Source organism: Veillonella sp. AF13-2, from assembly GCF_003603295.1.
Taxonomy (GTDB): Bacteria; Bacillota; Negativicutes; order Veillonellales; family Veillonellaceae; genus Veillonella; species Veillonella parvula_E.
In genome coordinates this window covers 380,892-400,141 of the sequence record NZ_QTMT01000001.1, presented here as the reverse complement: position 1 = coordinate 400,141, position 19,250 = coordinate 380,892, and the positions used below count along the sequence as shown (strand labels likewise).

General features: G+C 37.3%; 17 protein-coding genes and 1 other annotated feature. Of the genes, 1 reads left to right on the top strand and 16 read right to left on the bottom strand.

Features of this window, described 5'->3' with window-relative positions:
- The 11 genes from DWV85_RS01885 to DWV85_RS01835 form a co-directional block, all read right to left on the bottom strand.
- Window positions 1-477 (bottom strand): ribonuclease III domain-containing protein, encoded by a 477-nt coding sequence (locus tag DWV85_RS01885; protein WP_123137910.1) that lies wholly within the window; start codon window positions 475-477, stop codon window positions 1-3.
- On the bottom strand, window positions 467-1,915 hold the full coding sequence (cysS, locus tag DWV85_RS01880) for a cysteine--tRNA ligase (protein ID WP_123137909.1): 1,449 nt from the start codon (window positions 1,913-1,915) through the stop codon (window positions 467-469). Before cysS ends, DWV85_RS01885 begins: the two co-directional genes overlap by 11 nt.
- A 49-nt stretch (window positions 1,916-1,964) precedes the next feature.
- Window positions 1,965-2,171: a binding site (T-box leader), on the bottom strand.
- 240 nt (window positions 2,172-2,411) lie between these two features.
- Window positions 2,412-3,365 carry a bile acid:sodium symporter family protein gene (locus DWV85_RS01875; RefSeq protein WP_230949586.1) on the bottom strand — a complete coding sequence of 318 codons (954 nt, stop codon included), beginning with the start codon at window positions 3,363-3,365 and terminating at the stop codon, window positions 2,412-2,414.
- Between the two features lie 136 nt (window positions 3,366-3,501).
- On the bottom strand, window positions 3,502-4,971 hold the full coding sequence (gene gltX / locus DWV85_RS01870) for a glutamate--tRNA ligase (RefSeq protein WP_123137908.1): 1,470 nt from the start codon (window positions 4,969-4,971) through the stop codon (window positions 3,502-3,504).
- 2 nt (window positions 4,972-4,973) lie between these two features.
- Window positions 4,974-6,149 carry a bifunctional 2-C-methyl-D-erythritol 4-phosphate cytidylyltransferase/2-C-methyl-D-erythritol 2,4-cyclodiphosphate synthase gene (locus DWV85_RS01865; RefSeq protein ID WP_077708469.1) on the bottom strand — a complete coding sequence of 392 codons (1,176 nt, stop codon included), beginning with the start codon at window positions 6,147-6,149 and terminating at the stop codon, window positions 4,974-4,976.
- Entirely contained in the window at window positions 6,133-7,284 is a 1,152-nt protein-coding gene (locus DWV85_RS01860; RefSeq protein WP_004696009.1) for a TRAM domain-containing protein, read from the bottom strand. The genes DWV85_RS01865 and DWV85_RS01860 overlap by 17 nt, the downstream gene beginning before the upstream one ends.
- Before the next feature lie 15 nt (window positions 7,285-7,299).
- Entirely contained in the window at window positions 7,300-8,673 is a 1,374-nt protein-coding gene (radA, locus tag DWV85_RS01855) for a DNA repair protein RadA (RefSeq protein ID WP_004697141.1), read from the bottom strand.
- Between the two features lie 163 nt (window positions 8,674-8,836).
- Window positions 8,837-11,284, bottom strand: coding sequence for an ATP-dependent Clp protease ATP-binding subunit (locus DWV85_RS01850; RefSeq protein WP_123137907.1), 2,448 nt, complete (start codon window positions 11,282-11,284; stop codon window positions 8,837-8,839).
- A gap of 234 nt (window positions 11,285-11,518) precedes the next feature.
- Window positions 11,519-12,580 (bottom strand): protein arginine kinase, encoded by a 1,062-nt coding sequence (locus DWV85_RS01845; RefSeq protein ID WP_123137906.1) that lies wholly within the window; start codon window positions 12,578-12,580, stop codon window positions 11,519-11,521.
- A gap of 9 nt (window positions 12,581-12,589) precedes the next feature.
- Window positions 12,590-13,129, bottom strand: coding sequence for a UvrB/UvrC motif-containing protein (locus tag DWV85_RS01840; protein ID WP_123137905.1), 540 nt, complete (start codon window positions 13,127-13,129; stop codon window positions 12,590-12,592).
- A 6-nt stretch (window positions 13,130-13,135) separates the two neighbouring features.
- A complete protein-coding gene (locus tag DWV85_RS01835; RefSeq protein ID WP_004696020.1) occupies window positions 13,136-13,615 on the bottom strand; it encodes a CtsR family transcriptional regulator in 480 nt (159 codons plus the stop codon).
- 213 nt (window positions 13,616-13,828) lie between these two features.
- Here DWV85_RS01835 and DWV85_RS01830 point away from each other — a divergent pair, with 213 nt between their 5' ends.
- Entirely contained in the window at window positions 13,829-14,335 is a 507-nt protein-coding gene (locus DWV85_RS01830; protein ID WP_004696023.1) for an S-adenosylmethionine decarboxylase, read from the top strand.
- A gap of 80 nt (window positions 14,336-14,415) precedes the next feature.
- On the opposite strand, the gene DWV85_RS01825 is transcribed toward DWV85_RS01830, so the two are convergent.
- The 5 genes from DWV85_RS01825 to sufB are packed head-to-tail and all read right to left on the bottom strand — an operon-like array spanning window position 14,416 to window position 19,248.
- The gene (locus DWV85_RS01825) at window positions 14,416-15,099 is read right to left on the bottom strand and encodes an HAD hydrolase-like protein (protein WP_004696982.1); all 684 of its coding nucleotides are present in this window, start codon (window positions 15,097-15,099) and stop codon (window positions 14,416-14,418) included.
- Window position 15,100: 1 nt separating this feature from the next.
- On the bottom strand, window positions 15,101-15,526 hold the full coding sequence (sufU, locus tag DWV85_RS01820; RefSeq protein ID WP_004696027.1) for a Fe-S cluster assembly sulfur transfer protein SufU: 426 nt from the start codon (window positions 15,524-15,526) through the stop codon (window positions 15,101-15,103).
- 14 nt (window positions 15,527-15,540) lie between these two features.
- Window positions 15,541-16,770: a SufS family cysteine desulfurase gene (locus tag DWV85_RS01815; protein WP_004696029.1), complete on the bottom strand. Its 1,230-nt coding sequence runs from the start codon at window positions 16,768-16,770 to the stop codon at window positions 15,541-15,543.
- A gap of 12 nt (window positions 16,771-16,782) precedes the next feature.
- A complete protein-coding gene (locus DWV85_RS01810) occupies window positions 16,783-17,829 on the bottom strand; it encodes a SufD family Fe-S cluster assembly protein (protein WP_008714047.1) in 1,047 nt (348 codons plus the stop codon).
- A 9-nt stretch (window positions 17,830-17,838) separates the two neighbouring features.
- The gene (gene sufB, locus DWV85_RS01805; protein WP_004696034.1) at window positions 17,839-19,248 is read right to left on the bottom strand and encodes a Fe-S cluster assembly protein SufB; all 1,410 of its coding nucleotides are present in this window, start codon (window positions 19,246-19,248) and stop codon (window positions 17,839-17,841) included.
- Window positions 19,249-19,250: the final 2 nt, after the last annotated feature.

Genomic DNA, 19,250 nt, shown 5'->3' with positions numbered 1-19,250 from the left:
CTACATACCTCGTAGAGTTATAGAAAAGGCTTGCCCCAAGATATGCTGTAAGCGGTCTTCTTGGCGCGTTTCATAAAGAAATCCTAGTACTGCTTCAAAGGCCGTACTACTGCGATATTCTTGAACAGTACTACTTTTAGGCACGTTTACATTACTATTTCTAGCACGGCGTGCAATAGCTTGTTCCTCTTCTGTGAAAGCATCTTCTATTTCTAGCAATACTTTCGCCTGTGATTTAGCACAAATAAATTCAGTAACAATTGTATGCAATACCTGTACCTTTGTGATATTCATTTGCACTACTCGTTCGCGTACATACATGGAGTATACTGCATCGCCGATATAAGCTAGCATAACTGCATCAGCACTTAGGCACTCTTCTATAGTCCGATTACGCAAACGAAGCGGCTCTTCTTCAAGAGCCGTCAGTTTTTTTATCGCTTCATTCTTTAAGAATTGAAATTGTTTAAACTTCACGTTTTTTCCACCGTGCACCTTGAGGGGAGTCCTCAATAGTAATACCAATCTCAGCTAATCGATCGCGAATACAATCAGCTAATGCCCATTGCTTTTGGTCCCGACAAGCTTGACGTACAGAAAGAATAACTTGCATTAATTCTTCGTATTCAGCAGCATTAGCACCCGTATTGCCTTCCCAAGCTTTTTCAAGAACACCAATAACATCTGTCATAAATTTGAAGATTCGTTTCACTTCAGCAATTGCCTCTTGGCAAACAACGCCTTCTCTACTTGTTACAGCTTGATAGTAGATATTAATTTCTTTTGCAAGACCGAACATACTAGAAGTTGCTAGAGCAGTGTTGAAATCATCACTCATAGCATCCTCAAATTCTTCTTCGTATGCTTTCGCTTTTTCTAATAAGCGTTGAGCTTCATCACATGAGCCTGGCTCACATTTTTCAAGGTAAAGAAGGTTTTCAATAGCTGTGCTTAACCGTTCCAAAGATTTATTAGCTTCTTCTAGACGCTCATCAGAGAAATCTAATGGGCTACGGTAATGCGTGCTCAATAAGAAATAACGCAATGCATCAGGACTATATTGTTCTAAAATATCTTTTACCAAGAAGAAATTATTCAAGGACTTAGACATTTTTTCAGAGTTAATAGTGATAAAACCATTGTGCAACCAGTAGCGCACTGCTGGATGTTGACCAGAGCAACCTTCTGATTGAGCAATTTCATTTTCATGATGAGGGAAAATCAAATCGCTACCACCACCGTGGAAGTCAAATTCTGTGCCTAAATATTTTTGGCTCATAGCAGAACATTCAATGTGCCAGCCTGGACGACCATTCCCCCATGGGCTTTCCCAATAAGGTTCACCAGGTTTTGCTGCTTTCCACAAAGCAAAGTCCATAGGATTCTTCTTACGACCATCTACTTCAATACGTGCGCCTGCCTCCATATCGTCTAATGTACGACCAGATAACTCACCGTAATGTTCAAATTTCTCCACACTATAATATACATCGCCATCGAGTTCATAGGCGTAGCCCTTGTCAATCAATGTTTTAATCATAGCAATGATATCATCAATATGCGTAGATACACGTGGATACATATCAGCCCGTTGTACACCTAATGCATCCATTACTTCAAAATAACTATCGATATAACGATTTGCAATGGTATCCCAAGAGACGCCTTCACCATTAGAAGTATTGATGATTTTATCATCCACATCAGTAAAGTTTTGTACATAGGTTACTTTATAGCCTACATGTTTCATATAGCGACGAATTACGTCCCAAGTCACAAAAGGACGAGCATTGCCAATATGAGGATGATTGTATGGTGTGACACCACATACGTACATTTTTGCCTCACCTGGTGTTACAGGATTAAAAACCTCTTTTTGGCGCGTCATAGTATTATAAACAGTAATTTCTCTCATCGTTACCGATGCCTCCAATTTTGTAAAATAAAAAAGACCTCTCATCTCATACAGAGACGATGGTCCGCGGTTCCACTCTGTTAGGTACCAATAGCGATACCCACTCATCGCATAACGGTGCGTCGCCGGACAAACCTACCTATAATCGGAGTGTCAGCTCGTGAATGCATTTCATCTACCTATCCATGAACCCTCCCACCATCGGTTCTCGCTAAAAAGTTAGTTGTAGAGTACTTCTTTCAGTCTCAGCTATTAAAATAATCTATATTCATATATAAAAATATTTTACCAATAAAGCTATAGAATGTCAATATTTACAAGAAAGATCCCCATCTTTCATAGGCAGCTATTCACATATCATACATAGGTATTTTAAATAGCTTAATTAGAAAGATGAGGATATATAATCAGAATATTAAATTACTATTATCATTCATAACAATAGCTTTTATAGCACACAAGTAATAATAATGTCATTACATCAAATCAATTAATATTAAGCATTTTCTAATTTATCTTGATCATCATGTTTACGGCAAATACCGGCAAAAATAGATCCTGTAAAGTTATGAATAATGGAGAATACTGCACCTGCTACCGCAGCTTGTGGTGTAAAGTGTTTTAGTGCTAAAGATACGGATAATGCAGAATTTTGCATAGCCACTTCGATTTGCATAGCACGACGAGAAGACACATCAATACTAAGAGCTTTACATATAAAGTATGTCACAACATAACCACTCAAATTTTGTACTAAACACGCTACAAAAATAATGAAACCAGTTTCGGCAATTTGCTTTTGGTTAACTGCAGTTACAGCTGCCAAGATAAGCAATACCGCGATAGCTGCAATGGTTGGACATACAGATTTTACAGGTTCAATTTTTGCGCCAATAAAGTAATTCAATACAATCCCCAAAATAATTGGTACTAACACGATTTTTACAATGGATATAAACATTGGCATAAATTGAATTTCAATAGAAGATGTTGCACCTGCATATAATACGACAAATAAAGGCGTTAAAATAGGTGCCAATAATGTGGATACAGTTGTTGCTGATACGGATAAGGGAACATTACCATTTGCAAGGAAGGTCATTACATTAGAAGCAGTACCACCAGGACATGCACCCAACAAGATAAAACCAATCCCAACTTCTGGAGGAAAATTAAATGCTAAGGCTACTAAGAAACCTGCCAATGGCATCCATAAGAATTGGATTACGGATACGAGAATAACCTTCATTGGTTGCTTAAATACATCAATAAAGACTTGAGCCGTTAATGTTAACCCCATCGCAAACATAACAAACTGTAGCATGTAAGCAATATATGGAGTCATCCAAGAAAATACTGCAGGTAGCATATATGCTAAAACAGCCATCAATAGTACTATCCAGGATAGATAACTATTGAATAAGTGATTAATAGAACGAATAACACTCATAAAAACACTCGCTTTCATAATAAATCAAAATTTAATACGCCGATTATTATAGCATTTCTATAGAATATTAACAACACATACAAAAGGAGTTCACATAACACTTGTTACGTGAACTCCTTTGATTAATTGATCAAATTTATTTTGTTAATGCACCTACATTATCTAAACGATGTAAGCACTTTTCTTTACCAAGTAATGTAACAATATTATTCAAATCCGGACCATGCATTTGACCTGTTAAAGCTACACGGATTGGCATAAATACGAATTTACCTTTTAAAGAGGTTTCTTTCATTACGGCCTTGATTGTTGCTTTTACAACTTCAGGTGTAATTTCATCAAGTTCAGCCAATGCATTCCGGAAAGCGCCGAGAACTGTTGGAGCTGTTTCTTCATTCAATACAGCACGCAACTCCTCTTCATGCCCCTCTTCAAGGAATACTGTTTCGCCCATAAACAAGCCTACATGATCTTTAATTTGAGCACCATAGCTAATATGATCACGGAATGTAGAGCATAATAATGCCAACCAATCAATATCAGCTTGATTCAAGCTATCTGGAGCTAAACCAACCTCTTTCAAATGCGGTAAACAAAGATGGAATAACTCTTCATCACTCAAATTCTTCATATAGTGGAAATTTATATGGTTCAATTTATCAATATCAAACACAGCAGGATTTTTCGCTACCCGATCCATAGAGAAAGCCTGAATTAATTCATCTTGTGTGAAGAATTCTTCTTCACCTTCAGGAGCCCAACCAAGAAGTGCCAAGAAGTTTACAAGTGCTTCTGGCAAGTACCCTAATTGTTTGTATTGTTCAACAGAGGTAGCACCATGACGTTTGGACATTTTTTTGTAATCTTTACCAAGAATCAAAGAAATATGACCAAACTTAGGGACCTCCCAACCAAGAGCTTCATAGATAGCCATTTGGCGAGGTGTATTGGATAGATGTTCCTCTGCACGAATAACGTGAGTAATCCCCATCATATGATCGTCCATTACTACAGCAAAGTTATATACAGGAATACCATCGGATTTAACGATAACGAAGTCACCTACACCATTGGACTCAAAGGATACATGCCCACGTACCATATCATCAAAAGCGTATGTTTTATTCAACGGTACACGCAAACGAATTGTAGGTTTACGACCTTCAGCAATGTATTTAGCCTTTGTCTCTTCATCTAAGTGTTCACAATGACCGTTGTATTTTGGTGTTTCCCCACGATCCATTTGATCTTGACGCACCGCATCTAACTCTTCAGGTGTGCAGTAACACTCATAAGCTTTACCTTCATCCAATAAGCGTTGTGTTACTTCTTTATATAAATCAAGACGTTCTGTTTGACGGTAAGGACCATTATTACCACCTACATCAATGCCTTCATCCCAGTTCATGCCAAGCCATTGTAAGGAAGCTTTAATATTCTCTTCACTTTCACGTGTAGAACGAGCTAAATCTGTATCTTCAATGCGCAATACAAATGTGCCTTTTTCCTTACGTGCTAATAACCAGTTAAATAAAGCAGAACGAGCACCACCAATATGGAATGGACCCGTAGGGCTTGGAGCAAAACGAACTTTCATGGAACTCATGATTAAATCTCTCCTTCATATACAGAAACGACAGCTTGTGCAGCAATGCCTTCGCGGCGACCAATAGCCCCTAGCATTTCATTTGTTGTCGCTTTAATACTAATACGATCTAATGGTATCTCTAAAATAGACTGTAAATTAGACTTCATCATATCGATGTGAGGTTTTAATTTAGGTGTCTCAGAAATAACCATAATATCAATATTATAGGCTTGTAACCCACGTTCTTTCAATAAGAAATTTACTTTTTCTAGTAAAAGCATGCTAGAAATCCCTTTATACTGGTCGTCTTCAGGTGGAAAATAGTATCCAATATCCCGTAAACCAGCGGCACCTAGCATGGCATCCATCAATGCATGAATGAGAACATCTGCATCGGAGTGACCATCAGGACCAAGGTCAGACTCGATATGAACACCACCTAAGATACAAGGACGCCCTGCTTTTAATTGATGAATATCATAACCAAATCCAACGCGCATACGCTTATCCTCAATTCCTAAATATCGTTTTGCTACTGCAATATCATTAGGTGTGGTCACCTTAATATTACAATAGTCTCCACTTACTATATGTACAGGCTTACCTAAATACTCGACGAGGGACACATCATCAGTGCCTAAATATTTTTCGTCATGAGCCTTTTGATGGGCCTCTTTAAATAGATCTTTTTGAAAGCCTTGTGGTGTTTGAATTTGGTATAACTCACTGCGTTTCAAGGTTTCTATTACGGTATGCTCTGTATTAACCCGTTTAATCGTATCCGTAGCAGGGACACCTACAGTAGCAGCTCTATATTCTATTGCGGCCCTAACAACAGAATCAAACAGTTTAGTTGATGCTAATGGACGCGCTCCATCATGAACTAGCACAATATTACTATCTTCTGATACAGCTTTGAGACCATATGCCACAGAATCTTGACGTTCTCTTCCACCAAATACTATCTTTACAGGAATATGCAAATCCAACCCTTGAATATGGTTAGACATATATTCTTGTTCGCCTTCAGCTACAACAAGAATAATTTCTTTTAAACCTTCAATCTTTTCTACATTTTGTATGGTACGTTGAATAATAGAATGTCCCCCTAAAGGAATAAATATCTTATTTTCTTTGTATCCCATACGGCGACCAGCACCTGCAGCGAGAACGATACAACTAATTGCCTTGCCCATTTTGTCCTCCATCTACACGAGCAAAAATCATCCGTCCTGCACTCGTTTGTAATATGGATGTAACCATAACCTCTACATTTTGACCAACATAAGGCTTACCATCCTCTACGACAATCATCGTGCCATCGTCGAGATAAGCCACACCTTGGTGTACTTCCTTACCTTCTTTCATGATTTGAACGCGAATCCATTCTCCAGCGATTAGAGCAGGTTTTAATACATTTGCCAATTCATTAAGGTTAAGCACTTCAATACCTTGTACACGAGCCACCTTATTCAAGTTAAAGTCATTAGTCATCAATTTCCACTGCTTATCTAAAGCAAGTCGCATAAGTTTTGAATCAACCTCTACAAGATCATCATAATCATCTTCAACAACTTCTATAGCTACCTTATTGGCATCTTGCATATCCTTCAAAATATCAAGGCCACGTCGACCACGGTTGCGTTTCGTAGCATCCGCAGAGTCAGAAATTACCTGTAACTCATTTAATACAAATAGTGGCACCATAAGAGGGCCTTCAATGAAGCCCGTAGCACATAGTTCTTTGATACGACCGTCAATGATAACTGAAGTATCTAGTAATTTTGGCGTACTAGAGGATTTATCTAATTTATGAGTTGAAAACATTTTAAAACGACTTGTTTTTTTAGTGCTATCTCCTCCCCATTGTTGTACGTAATTATTGTACATTTCGGGTCCTTTACGAGCCATGATTTTAAGTCCACTATATCCAAAAATAGCACTCAAAATTATAGGAATATAAGGTCCTATAATAGGTACTTGATTGAATGCAACACCAATTAGATTTGCAATAATAAGGCCGAATAATAAACCGATGGTGCCTGCAATCAATTCTTGATTTGGAATATGAGTAAGAATACGCTCTAATCTTTTAGCAATTACTAAACCTTGTTTCAGAATAAATGATGAAATCAGATAACCAATAACAAGGCCTAATAGAGTACCTACGATTAATACTGCAATACGTGCAATTGTTAACGACATGTCCCCAAAAGATTCAAATTGAGAAACCAAATATGGGTCAATAATAGGTGCTAAGCTATCCATTCCCACGTAGGCTGCTGTACCTACTAAAATGGCTATTACATAGCGTAAAATCCGATAAATCATGAAATCACCTCCTAATTATGAAAATACGAGTTGCATCGCCTCTTGTATAGATTTGACACCTTTAATTTTGATAGAACTATCATTATCCTTAATTTGTTTATAGTTGCCTTCAGGAATAATAAACTTTTTAAAACCTAATTTCTTGGCTTCATTTATACGCTGTTCAATGCGAGGAATACTGCGAACATTACCAGTTAAGCCTACTTCACCTAAAATTACCATATCTGTTGGAACGATTCGATTTTTCAGATTTGACACAATGGCAACCGCCATAGATAAATCACAAGCAGGTTCATTTACCTTGAGACCACCGATAACATTTACATACACGTCTTTATTACCTAATGTAAAGCCACAGCGTTTTTCTAAGACTGCTAATAATACGATTAACCGGTTAAGATCATAACCAATCGCCGTACGTCTAGGCATACCAAAAGCCGTAGTAACGACCAAGCTTTGTACCTCTACCAAGATGGGGCGAACCCCTTCGAGGTAAATCATAACAGCACTGCCGCTTTCTTCATCGGAACGCTCGGCTAAAAGAGAAGCAGACGGATTGGACAATTCCTGTAACCCTTCCTCTACCATAGCAAAAATGCCTGTTTCTGATGTAGATCCAAAACGGTTTTTAATGGACCGTAATATACGGAATTGATAAGAACGCTCCCCTTCAAAGTAAAGCACTACATCTACCATATGCTCTAACATACGAGGCCCTGCAATATTGCCTTCCTTTGTTACATGGCCAATGATTACAGTAGGTATATTTCGTTCTTTACAGAAGCGAAGTAGGCGAGATGTGCATTCACGAACTTGACTAACACTGCCTGGCGCAGCATCTATATCTCCAGTATACATAGTTTGTATAGAGTCAATGACTAGTAAGGAAGGAGTCATTGCTTCAGCTTGCTCCAATATATGATCTAGATCAGTATCTGCAATAACTTGTAACCGTTCACTATTAATATGCAGTCGTTCTGCTCGAAGTTTAAGTTGTAACTGAGACTCTTCACCAGATGCATAAAGAACTGCTCCTACTGTATCGGCTACCTTCTGGGATACTTGTAGTAACAGAGTAGATTTACCAATACCAGGATCACCACCTAAAAGCATTAGAGCACCAGGCACTATGCCCCCACCTAATACACGGTCAATTTCACCAAAGGTTGTAGATACGCGTGCAATAGAAGAAATTTCGATATCTGGCAAGGCGGTAGGCTTCGCCGTTTGATTTCCAACACCTCGAGAAGGTGTTCGACTATGTTTAGTTTCTTTAATTATTTCTTCAACTAATGTATTCCATTCTCCACATTGTGGACAACGGCCCATCCACTTAGAGGATTCAGCCCCACAATTTTGACAAAAGAATACAGATTTTGCTTTTGCCATAACACCTCAATACATTTAAAAAGAAAGGTCATGAATGATAACCATTCATGACCTTTTATGCATAATTTTACTACATGGTTAACTATCATCATTTTATAGTATACCATTTAACTTATATTTTTTATATGAAAGGTAGTCATCAACTGTATAATTTGTATTTTTATCATATTGATACAACAAGATCGTTATCCTTTGCATCTGCTTTAATAATTTTACCTTCTTTTGCATCTCCTTTCAAAATAAGATCGGACACTGGGTCCTCAATTAAACGTTGAATAGCACGTTTTAATGGTCGAGCCCCCATTGTGAAATCAGAGCCCTCCTTAACAAGTAAATGCATAGCCTCAGGAGAGATTTCTAATTGTAAATCACGCGCTTCAAGGCGTTTTGTAACATCACTCATCAAGATAGTTACAATTTCTTTTAAGTCCTCTTCTGTTAATGGATGGAATACAATCATTTCATCAATACGGTTTAAAAACTCAGGTCTAAAATGACGTTTCACCGCATCCATTACTGACTTCTTAGCCTCTTTAAACTCAATTTCTTTATTTTCATCTACATTGAAATCAGATTTTTTAGCCGCTAAGAAACCAAGTTCTGGAGAGTTTTTATGTAAAGCTTTAGCACCTAAGTTACTTGTCATAATAATAACTGTATTTCTGAAATCTACAGTTCTTCCTTGACTATCAGTAAGACGACCATCATCAAGAACTTGTAACAAAATATTAAAGAAATCTGCATGTGCCTTTTCCACTTCATCGAGGAGGATAACGCTATATGGTTTGCGACGTACCGCATCTGTTAATTGTCCACCTTCTTCATAGCCTACGTAACCTGGAGGGGCACCGACTAAGCGAGACACAGTATGTTTTTCCATATATTCAGACATATCAAGTCGAATCATAGCAGATTCATCGCCGAACAAGGAGGATGCAAGCGCTCTTGCTAGCTCAGTTTTCCCTACACCAGTTGGCCCAAGGAACAAGAATGAACCAATAGGCCGTTTTGGGTCTTTTAATCCAGCCCTTGCACGGCGTACAGCTTTAGCTACAGCAGTAACAGCCTCATCTTGACCTACTACGCGTTTATGAAGTTCTTCTTCCAAATGTAGTAAGGTTGCAGACTCTTCTTCTGCAATTTTAGCCACTGGAATGCCTGTCCATTGCGCTACTACAGCAGCTATGTCTTCCTCTGTTACTATTAACTTTTGATCGCTTTTTTCTTTAGCAATAGATTTTTTATCACCAATTTCTTTTAATAGTAATTGTTCTTCATCGCGAAGCTTTGCAGCCTTTTCGAAATCTTGAGACGTAACCGCAGCTTCTTTTTCTTTCTTAACTGTATTGAGGCGATCCTCTAATGCTTTAACATCAGGTGCTGAAGAAAATACTTTCATACGAACCTTAGATGCAGCTTCATCGACTACATCGATAGCCTTATCAGGTAAGAATCGATCTGTAATATATCGGCTAGATAAAGACACAGCTGCTGTTAATGCCTCATCTGTAATCTTAGCCTTATGGAAAGCTTCATACCGATCTCTTAATCCCTTTAAAATTTCAAGAGCATCCTCTTCGTTAGGCTCTCCTACTTGAACGGGTTGAAAACGACGCTCTAAAGCAGCATCTTTTTCTATATATTTCTTATATTCATCAAGTGTTGTGGCACCGATAACTTGGAATTCACCTCGTGCCAAAGCAGGCTTTAAGATATTAGCTGCATCCATAGCGCCTTCAGTAGCACCTGCCCCAACCAATGTATGAATTTCATCTATAAAGATAATCATATCATCATGTTGTTGTACTTCATCAATGGCTTTTTTTAACCGTTCTTCAAATTCACCACGGTACTTGGCACCCGCTAACATAGAACCAATACTAAGAGAAATAATGCGTTTATTACGTAAAATCTCCGGTACATTATCAGTCACAATACGCTGTGCCAAGCCTTCGGCAATAGCTGTTTTACCTACACCTGGTTCACCAATAAGAACAGGATTATTTTTAGTTCTACGGCTGAGAATTTGAATGACTCGTTGAATCTCCGTATCGCGGCCAATAACAGGATCAATCTTACCTTGTTTAGCAGACTCATTAAGATCAGTTGCAAAATCTGACAGCTCACCTAAATCATTATTGCTATTTATTCCCTCTTGACCACCATTATTGCTACCTTTATTCGAGCCAAGAATACTACGAATTGCTTCTACTACATCATTACTACGTATATTCATAGCTCGTAAAATAGCAACTGCAACACCGCTACCATCGCTAAGTAGGCCCAATAGAATATGCTCAGTACCAACGTAATTGTGATTCATTTGATTTGCTACTTGAATGGCAAGCTCAAGTACATGTTTAACGCGAGGTGTCATATATATTGACGTTGCCTTTTTATTACCACGTCCTACATGTTCTTCTACAGCTTCAAAAATATCTTCTGTAACAAGGCCAAGCTCTTCTAAAGCTTTAGCTGCTACACCATTTTTAACCTTTGTAAGGCCAATGAGTACGTGTTCAGTACCAACATAGTCATGTCCTAACTCCAAAGCAGCCTCTTGAGCTAACGAAAGAACACGCTGTGCATCGTCTGTAAACCGTTGCATCATAATATCACCTCATCTATCTATGTAAATTGTAATTATTTCTTTTCAAATATATATAAACAATGGTGAAATAACCATTGGAATATCAAAAATATTATTAAACTCTATTAATCTATTATGCTATCTAGTATTAATATTTACTATTTTTTACAAATCTCTTAACGGTAAACTAAGAAAATTATATAAATCAATCTATACAAAATAAATAATCATGCATTAATTATTTATGTATTTATATTAATTTGAAAGTTTTTGACGTATCACCTTTGCACGATAGCTGTCGCGATCGGTATCTGTCAAATTTTCACTACCTAAGTATTTAGAGAGGAAGTTTGGTCTAGTTATAGCAACAAGCTCATTAAAAGTATCTTTACCCCAGAATGGTAATATTTCTAAATCTACACCTAATTGAATGTCGCTAAGCTTACTAAGTGCCTCTTTACCGCTTACACGTCGTGCATATTGTAAAATTCCATAGGATCGCCAAAGTATATCTTCCAAACCTTCTTTATCGTTGTGTAATAAAGATTGCCGAGACTTTCGTTCTTCTGCAATAATTCCTTCTACGATTTTAATCAATTGCTCAATAGTTGCTTCTTCACTAATACCCATCGTTCGTTGATTAGAAATCTGGTAAATACAACCTAAAGCTTCGGAACCTTCCCCATACAACCCTCGTACAGAGTAACCTAGTTGTATTATGTTACGAATGAGTCTCGTAATACGACCAGATAACGTCAATGCGGGTAAATGTAACATAACAGAGGCCCGTAAACCTGTACCCACATTAGTGGGGCAAGCAGTTAAATAACCAAATCGCTCATCAAAGGCATAAGGGTATTTTGCTTCGATAGCTTTATCAATTTGAACCGCATGATTATAAGCTTGTTGCAATTTAAGTCCTGGAGCCATAGATTGAATACGTAAATGATCTTCTTCATTTACCATAATTGCGATAGAAGCATCATCAGATACAATCAAATTACGATACGGTAATTGTTCCTCTAAAGCAGGACTCATTAAATGCTTTTCAACTAAGACAGCACGCTCACGTTGACTTAATTGCTCAAGGCTAATATTTGTATATTGGTGCTCATCAGCCTTTTTTAATATTGGCAATAGGCCTCGAGAGATTGTATTCACTTTTTCTAAGGAAACTGTATCTTCACGATTCGTAAACAATATATCATCAAAATTTCTCGCCAATCGTATACGACTTGAAATTACAATGTGGTCTGTCGCCTCTGTATCCTGACACAGCCACTGACTTAGCGGAGAGTCCAATATAGTATCTAACATAAGAACCTCCTATTCGTTATCACCATCAATGATAACTTCTAGATTTTTAATTTTATCTCTCAAAATTGCAGCTTCTTCAAAGTTTTCAGCTTGAATAGCTGTATCTAATTGGCGGCGCAATTGCTTTACTTCATACTTTGCTTTAAATACATTAGTACCACGACTAGGTATAGTCCCTTCATACTCAGAACTACCTTGTATTCGTTCTAATAATGGATTTATTTCACTATTAAAAGTCTCATAACATTGACCACAGCCAAACTTACCTACCCGATTGAATTCATCATAAGTAATACCACACTGAGGGCAGCTCTTAGATTGATGAGCTTTTAATAAGTTATCTGGATACACCATATTCTTAAAAAAATCATTAGTAAAAAAGTTATTATCCCACATATCATTCATAAAAGAACTATAAGGAGATAATTTCCCAGCTTGTTGTAACTTGGTGGCACAACTACTGCAAAGATGTTGCTCAGTCTTTTGATTATTTATGATATTAGTCATATGGATAGTAGCTTCATTTTTATGGCAATGATCACATAACACAAATCATCACTCCTTCCGCAAAGTGTCCACCATTGATGCATATAATTGACGAACAGCATCATTACGTTCTTCTACGTCTACATTTTCAATTAATGTAGCAAAAGAATTATGCATCAATTGAGCTTCACGACGGGTAATCTTTTCAGATTGTAATAATTGAAATAATGATTGATCTACATCTCGCATATCAATTAATCGTTCTACCGTATTTGGACCTTCATAAATCCGATAAGTTGTAACAGCAGGTAAAGAATCTGAACTTTCTGGGTTAATTTTTTTGATTCGAATATATCCACCCAAGCCACGTCTTGACTCAACATCGAAACCGCGCTCATTAGAAAAACGCGTACTTAATACGTAACTAATTTGGGATGGCGCACAATCTAATTCATCAGCCAATTCATTACGCTTTAAAATTAGCTTTTCTTGTTCTTCACGCATACGGTCTAATATAAATTTTTCTATTTTATCAGCTATCATACTCATAAAAAACACCCCTTTAAAGTTTATTTACTATAGTTTTGACTATTTGTTCTTTAACATAACTCTATTATATTTGACTTTTTGACCTTAGTCAATATAAAAGTCAAATTTTATAAAAATAACGTTTGACTTTTAATGTATTCTCATATAATTGGACTTAATCCTTAAATCTATGTATAATAAATGAGATATTATTTTCTGAAGGAAGGTGTTGTTATGGCAGAAGCATTAGGACAAGAACTGTTAATTGATTTATATTCCTGCGATGAAGACGCAATTTCATCCGCTACAGCTGTACAGGAAAGTGTAGCAACCGCATTTGACTTAGCTGAACTTGATGTAGATGAAATCAGTTGTCAAGTTATGGACGAGGAAATCGCCCTCCTTTCTGTCGCACCAGGTTTTCACTTTACATTGCACACATATCCTGCACTTGGTTATGTAGCAGTTGATTTGTATTCCTTCGAGCAAACATTACCACTTACATTAATTATGAAAGCCCTACGTAAATCTTTTAGAGCTGAAAAAGTAAAGGCAACGAGTGTGCAACGTGGCGACTTTGGTAACGAACGTGATATGAAGCCACGTCGCAAAACTAAGATTACTACACTTGGTCGTGTTTCTCGTACACGTATCCAACTCAAACAAACAGGGGGCAAGTTGAAAAAACAAAGTGCTAAGGTTATCAAAACATTAGCTAAAAAAAGTGGCCTAAAAAAATAACATAAAATGAAGATGCAAAAAAGCTAGAGGATTTCCTCTAGCTTTTTATTTGGGTTGATATGTAATTCTATTTATATAGCTTATCTACGAACCATCATTTCTTCAAGATTGAGAACATCAGCAATTTCATCAACATCGTCACAGATATATTCGGCATCCGCTTCTTTTAACTCAGATTCCGTACCATAACCATAGGTAACGCCAATGGAGATACAGCCAAGTTCATTAGCTGCTTCTACATCGTACTTACGATCTCCAACCATGAATGTCAATCGACGACCATTTTCATCAGTTAATGGGTTACCACATAGCGTGAGAGCTTTTTCAAGAATTTCTTTTTTGTGTAACAATCCCGCTTCGTAATTAGCACCAACAATAACATCAAAGTATGGTGTCAATTCAAAGTGATCAAGAATATCTTTAGCATAATGTTCTGGTTTTGCAGTAGCTACAGCTATAGTATATTGTTCAGTTTTGCATTTAGCCAATAAGTCTACAATATTCGGATATACTTTATTTTCAAATTTACCGATGGTACCATAACGTTCACGGAATTTAAAGTATGTTTCTTCCGCTTGCTCAAAGGTCAAACCACAATGTTCTTGGAAAGCATCTACCAATGGTGGTCCTAAGAACAATTGTAATGTTTCTTCATCAGGTACAGTATAACCGAAATGTTCCAATGCAAATTTAATGCTTTTAAGAATACCTTCTTGAGAGTCAGTTAAGGTTCCATCTAAATCAAATAATATCGTTTTCTTCATATTATTTCTTTAAAGCCTCTTTCAATGTATGCCATGCAAGAACTGCACATTTTACACGTGCTGGCATATTAGAAATATTTTGTAGAGCCATAGCATCTTCTAATTCTTCTAACTCATTTTCATCGGTAATCTCTTTTTTAATCATACCCAAGAAAATTTCTACTAAACGAAGTGCTTCCTCAACAGATTTGCCCTTAATGATATCAATCATCATAGATGCAGATGCTTGGCTAATAGCACAGCCAGAACCTGTATATGCAGCATCTTTAATGATACCATCTACTACATTGAGTTGTAATGTTAGATCATCACCACAACTAGGGTTATGTCCATGTTCAGAATTTGTAAATTCAGATAATTCATGCTTATTACGTTTATCTTGGTTATGTTCCAAAATAAGTTCCGTATATAATTGATCCATTTCCATTAGTGGTAATTCTCCTAATCTTTAAAACCCATTACTGAACGAACAGTCTTTAATACTTCAAGGAATGCATCTAAATCTTCCTTGCGAGTGTATAAGTACATACTTAAACGAGTAGATGCAGATACATTGTAGAACGCACCTAATGGTTGTGCACAATGGTGACCGGAACGAACGCAGATTCCCTTAGAATCCAAAATTGTAGCTACATCATGAGGATGTACATCATCTACAGTGAACGCAATAACGCCATGTTTTTCCTTAGGATTCTGAGAACCAATAACATGGACATGTGGCAATTCAACAATCTTAGGAAGAATATAAGCTACTAACTCCTCTTCATAGGCTTCTATAGCATCCATTCCAAAGGATTCCAAATAGTCAATAGCTGCATGCAAGGAAACGGCACCATCAGCATTTGGAGTACCTGCCTCAAACTTATATGGAAGCTCATTGAATGTAGCAGTTTGCTCTTTTACATACTCAATCATATCGCCACCCAATAGGAATGGAGGCATAGTTTCTAATAAATCACGTTTACCGTATAGTACACCAATCCCTTGAGATGCACACATTTTATGGCCAGAGAATACGAAGAAATCGCAATCCAATGCTTGTACGTCAATTTTTTTATGAGGTGTAGATTGAGCACCGTCTAGAACAACAATAGCACCTACAGAGTGAGCCTTCTCAGTTAATTCTTTTACTGGGAATTCCATACCAAGCACGTTACTAACATGAGCGAAAGCAACAATTTTAGTCTTTTCATCAATTTTATTGATTTCACCATCTTTTAAGTGCCCATGTTCATCAAGATACATGTATTCTAAGGTTGCCCCCGTCTGTTCTGCCACATATTGCCATGTTACAAGATTCGCATGATGTTCAGCAACAGTAATGACAATCTTGTCACCTTTTTTCACATTATGAAGGCCATAGCTGTGGGCAATCAAGTTCATTGACTCCGTACTATTACGTGTAAATATAACCTCTTCTCGTTCGCGAGCATTGATAAATTCAACTACGCGATCCCGTGCATTTTCATAGTCTTCAGATGCTTCAATGGCTAAAATATGAGAACCACGATGTGGGTTACCATTACGTTGTGTCATATGTTCCACAACACGGTCAATTACGGACTGTGGAATTTGAGCAGTAGCACCGCTATCTAAATAGATAACACGATGCCCATTATGCTCTTTATGTAATATAGGAAAGTCTTTGTATGCTTCTGCAATTGGTCTCATAAAAACGCCTCTTTAAATTTTATTACGTACAGCTGCTAACGCTGCTTCTTCAATCGTTTCATCACCAATGCGATCAATAATAGGTCGAATCATAGATTCAACAATGATATGTTTTGCCTCTACCTCACTAAAGCCACGGCTCATGATATAGAACAATTTATTATGATCAATTTGGCCTGCACTTGCTGCATGATTACCAACTACATTATCTTCTTTACACAATAAAAGTGGTAACGAAACAGATTTTACAGTTGGATCTAACAATAAGCAAGTATCTTCTTCTGCACCTTCAGAAGCTGTTGCTCCATTAAGGAAATCAAGGGTCCCTCTGAAGGATTTTTTAGAATTGCCACTAAGAGCACCTAAGGTATGAATATCACTAAATGATTTTTTACCACCATGACTCATAACCATAGAAATATCAAATTTTTGCTCTTTATTACCAAGATAAGCAATGTCATGAACCATACGGGATTCTTGACCTACTAAATCATGATAGTAATTCAAGATGTTTTCACTGCCACCAATTTCAATATTGATGTATTCTACATCTGCTTTTTCTTCTAATTTAGTGTATCGATGCTCGATATGCTGTACATGTTCAGGCAAAAGATTTACCTTTTTTACTACAACCTTACCAGCTTCTTTCACATCGTATTCGTTTAAATAGCTAACATTTGTCAATGCATCGCCAGAACCAGTTACATAGAATTGTACTTCTAGCTCAGCACCTTCACCAACGATAAATTGGAAACGGTTTGCTACACGAGCATTAGCATCAATGCGGATGCCTACAACTTCTTTCGCCTTAGGAGGCACATTGATAGCATAGCCTTCCGCTTTTTCAACTAATACATGAACAGCTTCTTTATTAGCACCTTCATAATTACCATCTAGTAATGCTGTACCAACAGGTAATGGTGAAAGTATATTTTTATTAGCTTCCACAGCGATGGATTGTACCGCTGTATCTTCTCCAGCTAGAGAGCTTACAGTATGATTAACGCGCAACCATCTGAATGTCGGTCTAGGGAGTTCATTAAATAGTAATTCGCTCATAATTCCTCCTTAACCGATAGAACCTTCTAATTCAAGATTGATTAGATTGTTCATTTCTACTGCATATTCAAGTGGCAATTCTTTAGAGATTGGCTCTACGAAACCACGAACTAGCATCGCACGAGCTTCTTCTTCGCTAATACCACGAGTCATAAGATAGAAAATTGCTTCGTCGGAAATACGACCGATTTTAGCTTCATGACCTAAATCCACATTGTCATTTTCTACGATAATAGCCGGAATTGTATCAGATTGAGACTCAGCATCAAGCATCAAGGATTCACAAGAAACTGTTGCTTTGGAATGTTCAGCTTTAGGGCCAATCTTCAAAAGGCCACGATAAATTGCAGCGCCACCGGATTTAGAAATGGATTTAGAGTTTACATTACTTGTTGTATATGGTGCATTATGTACCACTTTACAACCTGTATCGAGGAATTGTCCTTCACCTGCGAATGTTACACCTGTAAATTCAGCATGTGCACCTTCACCGTTGAGAATACTCATTGGGTACAAACAAGAAACTTTGGAGCCAAAGGAACCAGATACCCACTCAATTGTACCATTTTTACCTACTACACAACGTTTTGTGTTAAGGTTGTACATGTTTTTAGACCAGTTTTCAATTGTAGAATAACGCAATGTAGCATTATCTTTAACGAACAGTTCAACAGCGCCTGCATGCAGGTTAGACACATCATACTTAGGAGCAGAACAACCTTCGATAAAGTGCAATTTAGCCCCTTCTTCTACGATAATCATCGTATGTTCGAACTGACCAGCACCTGGTGCATTCAAACGGAAGTAAGATTGCAATGGAATCTCTACTTGTACACCTGCAGGAACGTATACGAAGGAACCACCAGACCAAACGGCACCGTGAAGAGCAGCCCATTTATGGTCTGTAGGTGGAATTAATGTCATCCAGTATTTTTTTACGATTTCTTCATGTTCATGTAATGCTGTTTCGATATCAGTATAGATAACACCTTGCTTAACAAGATCTTCTTGAATACTGTGGTAAACAACTTCAGAATCATATTGAGCACCAACACCAGCTAGAGATGTTTTTTCCGCTTCTGGAATACCTAAGCGGTCAAAAGTACTTTTAATTTCTTCTGGAACTTCATCCCAGTTTTCTTTCATATCTACTTTAGGCTTAACATATGTATGAATATTTGCCATATCTAAGCCCGAGATATCAGGAATCCAATTTGGAATGCCCATGCGATTATAGATTTCCAAAGACTTTAAACGGAAATCGAGCATCCATTCTGGTTCATTTTTATTAGACCAAATCTCACGGATAATATCTTCTGTTAAACCAGCATCAGAGATATAAGAATATTCAAATTCGTTCTTTATATCATAGACGCCACGGTCCATATCCGCGACTTGGGTTTTCTTTCTTTCTTCCATTA

Excerpts from the sequence above, each read along its gene's own strand:
- cysS (WP_123137909.1), bottom strand. The coding sequence starts at position 1,915 with ATGAGAGAAATTACTGTTTATAATACTATGACGCGCCAAAAAGAGGTT.
- DWV85_RS01875 (WP_230949586.1), bottom strand. The coding sequence starts at position 3,365 with ATGAGTGTTATTCGTTCTATTAATCACTTATTCAATAGTTATCTATCC.
- gltX (WP_123137908.1), bottom strand. The coding sequence starts at position 4,971 with ATGAGTTCCATGAAAGTTCGTTTTGCTCCAAGCCCTACGGGTCCATTC.
- DWV85_RS01865 (WP_077708469.1), bottom strand. The coding sequence starts at position 6,149 with ATGGGCAAGGCAATTAGTTGTATCGTTCTCGCTGCAGGTGCTGGTCGC.
- DWV85_RS01860 (WP_004696009.1), bottom strand. The coding sequence starts at position 7,284 with ATGATTTATCGGATTTTACGCTATGTAATAGCCATTTTAGTAGGTACA.
- radA (WP_004697141.1), bottom strand. The coding sequence starts at position 8,673 with ATGGCAAAAGCAAAATCTGTATTCTTTTGTCAAAATTGTGGGGCTGAA.
- DWV85_RS01850 (WP_123137907.1), bottom strand. The coding sequence starts at position 11,284 with ATGATGCAACGGTTTACAGACGATGCACAGCGTGTTCTTTCGTTAGCT.
- DWV85_RS01845 (WP_123137906.1), bottom strand. The coding sequence starts at position 12,580 with ATGTTAGATACTATATTGGACTCTCCGCTAAGTCAGTGGCTGTGTCAG.
- DWV85_RS01835 (WP_004696020.1), bottom strand. The coding sequence starts at position 13,615 with ATGAGTATGATAGCTGATAAAATAGAAAAATTTATATTAGACCGTATG.
- DWV85_RS01830 (WP_004696023.1), top strand. The coding sequence starts at position 13,829 with ATGGCAGAAGCATTAGGACAAGAACTGTTAATTGATTTATATTCCTGC.
- DWV85_RS01825 (WP_004696982.1), bottom strand. The coding sequence starts at position 15,099 with ATGAAGAAAACGATATTATTTGATTTAGATGGAACCTTAACTGACTCT.
- sufU (WP_004696027.1), bottom strand. The coding sequence starts at position 15,526 with ATGGAAATGGATCAATTATATACGGAACTTATTTTGGAACATAACCAA.
- DWV85_RS01815 (WP_004696029.1), bottom strand. The coding sequence starts at position 16,770 with ATGAGACCAATTGCAGAAGCATACAAAGACTTTCCTATATTACATAAA.
- DWV85_RS01810 (WP_008714047.1), bottom strand. The coding sequence starts at position 17,829 with ATGAGCGAATTACTATTTAATGAACTCCCTAGACCGACATTCAGATGG.
- sufB (WP_004696034.1), bottom strand. The coding sequence starts at position 19,248 with ATGGAAGAAAGAAAGAAAACCCAAGTCGCGGATATGGACCGTGGCGTC.